This is a genomic window from Streptomyces sp. H39-S7, assembly GCF_027158205.1.
Taxonomy (GTDB): Bacteria; Actinomycetota; Actinomycetes; order Streptomycetales; family Streptomycetaceae; genus Actinacidiphila.
The window spans coordinates 1,173-3,914 of record NZ_JAPVLU010000122.1 but is presented as its reverse complement, the minus strand read 5'-3'; the positions used below and the strand labels follow the sequence as shown (position 1 = coordinate 3,914).

The window sequence follows — 2,742 nt, the reverse complement described above, 5'->3', positions numbered from 1 at the left end:
GTCGGCCGGGAAGTAGTCCGCGAAGCGCTGCTGCAGCTCGCCGACCCCGAGCCCCTCCAGCCAGACGTCGGTCAGCCGGCCGTCCCGCTGGACGATCAGGGCCAGCCCGCCGGCCGCGCTGGAGGAGAGGTACACCAGCGGGCACGGCCCGGCCTCGGCGAGGACGTCCTCGAACGATGACTGCCGCAGGAAGCCGTCGAGGCCGGGCAGGGCCCGGATCTGTGCGCTCACCTCGGCCAGAGCGGTCCGAGCGCGGCGCAGCTGGGCCGCATGGGGAAGGGCGTCCGGGGGTGCGAAGGCATCGCTCAGCACGGCCCGTTCGAGCTCGGTGACCTCACGGGCCGCGGCACGGAAGCGGGCACCGAGCTCGGCCTGGCCCAGTGCGACCGTCTGCTCGAGGTCGGCTTCGTCGCGATCCATGCTCTCCGAAAGCAGCTGTGCTTGTCCCTGTTCGAGGATGGTCACAGCGTCGCGCAACGCGCCTGTTCTGGCACATGCGTAAGCAGCCTCTGCGGGGAGCCCGCTCGCGTCCCGCAGCCATGTCTCCTTGTGTTCCCGCACCACTTGGGTCGCGAACAGCTGACGGGACGCCTGCAGGCCGGGACCGTACAGCTCTGCGGCTTCGGGCCAGGCCCCCCGGTCCGTGGCGTCCCGGCCCCACGATCGGGCGATCTGGAGTGCGGCCGGGCTGCTCAACTGCGGCAGTTCGAGGGCTGTGCGGACGGTGGTGACGGCTTCGGTGAGATCCTTGTGATCTCCCCGTGTCCTGTACCGGGTGCGCAGGCCGTTCGCCAGGTTGTTCAGGAGGCTCGGCAGGTCGGGGGAGCCCCGGGGGGTGAGGGCGACGACCTGCCGCAGGGCCGGTATCGCCTCGTTGAGGTCAGCGGCGTCCCCGCTCAGTCTGAACCGTTCGATCAGTCCCAGCGCGAGGCTGTTGAGTGCTGCCGGGCCCTTCGCGGCGGTGGGCGGCAGCAGGCGGAGGGCCTCGCGCCAGTGCACCAGCGCCTGTTCCAGGTCGTCGAGGTCGCCGGTCAGGTCGTACAGGGCGTTGAGCACCTGCCCGGCGCTGAGCAGGAACATGGGATGGTCCGGGTCGTCTTGCGAACTGCCTTCGAGGGCCTCGCCCGCGGCCTCGAGCATCGCGTGCAGATCGGTGAGCTCGTGGGTCTGTTCATAGCGGCGGCGGACAGCGCTGACCAGGTTGAGCAGAATCTGGGCGCGACGAGAACCCGGGGCTTCCCCGGCGGCGGCTGAGCGCAGCGTCTCAATCGCCTCCGTCAGGTCGTCGAGGCGCCCGTGCCGCTCGTAGCGTGCGCGCAGTAACGCTCCGAGCGCTGGGAACACCTTGCCTTTGGCATGGGGGCTCAGCCCGGCCGCCGACTGCCTGAGCAGGCTGATGCCCCGGTCGAGGTCGTCGACGGTGCTGTGGCTCTCGTAGTGCTCCAGCAGAGCCCAGGCCAGTTCCCCGGTCGCCGTGCGACGGTGCGGCGAGCCTCCGGCGGTCCGCTCGATGGTGCTTGCGAAGGAACCGACCACGAACTCCTCGAGATCGCTTCGGTCTCCGGTCAGCTCGCTCATCGCCCGCAACGCCTCCGCCATGTTCGCCATCAGGGCGGGGCGAAGGACCTCGGTGAGCCCGGGATCGGCCTCCGCGTCCCGCAGGCGGGCGATCGCGCGCTCCAGGTCCGCCGGATCAGCGCCACGACGGAAACGACGGAGCAGCAGCGTGCCGATGTTGATCAGGAGGGTCGGGCGCCCGCCGAGGGTCACCGTGCCCAACTCCAGGGCGTCCTGATAGACGGCCAGCGCCCGCTCCAGATCCTCGGGCCGGTGGACCGAGCTGATCAGCAGGGCATTGCCGAGCACGGTCAGCCTCTCGGCCTGTTGCCCGTCCCCCGGAGTGCCGAAGGCCACCGCGTGTTCCGCGAACTGCACGGCGTCGTCGAGCGCGGCGGGATCTCCGTCCGCTTCGTGTCGCAGCCGCCGCAGTGCCGACAGCTCGGCGGACCACTGGGCACGCTCACCGCGCTCCCGGGTGGCTGACAGGGCCTGTGCCATCGCATCCGTGGCGGTGGTGAGATCGGCGTCGTCCCCGTGCAGGATGTATCGCGCCCGGAATGCTCGGCTGAACGCGGCTCGAAACCTCGGCAGCATGTCAGAGCCCTGCGGTTCGTTCCGGACGGCCTGCGAGGCGAACGTCACGGCCCGATTGAGGTCTTCCTCGCTGCCGGACAGCTCGTAGCGCAGCTGGAGGACTTCGCCGATCTGGTTGCGCGCGATGCGTTCGAGGTGGGGCGCGCCGACGATGAACGGATGGGCGAGGACGGTGTCCCAGGCGGCGACCGCGGTATCGAAGTCGGTGCGCTGCCCTGAGTCGACCGCCCGCTGGAACGCGCCGATCGCCGCGGTCAACTCGGCAGGGAGCTGGTCATGCTGATCGGTCATCGCGGCTTCCTTCGGATCAGCGACGGGCCCGCCCCAGTTTAGCCCGGCGGTTCCGTCGCCAACGGGCTTATACCGGGATGAGAGTGCCAATGCGTTCGAACAGGGCACTGCATGTGGGCTCGCCCTCCTGGTACGCGCACGTGCCGTGGTGCAGCGATGCGGATCGCCGGCGCGGTTCACCCGTTCGGTCGCGACTGACGTGCGGTGCGGGGGGCAGACGTCTGGGTGCACGGGTCGGTCGAAAGATCGTTGCGCTCGGGAAAGTTGCACGCCGTGCCGTGTGGTGGCCGGCAGTGC

General features: G+C 70.2%; 1 protein-coding gene. It reads right to left on the bottom strand.

Annotated elements, in window-relative coordinates:
• On the bottom strand, nucleotides 1–2,445 hold a 2,445-nt coding region (locus O3X23_RS43645), incomplete at its 3' end, for a hypothetical protein (RefSeq protein WP_269280895.1).
• Between the last annotated feature and the right edge of the window lie 297 nt (nucleotides 2,446–2,742).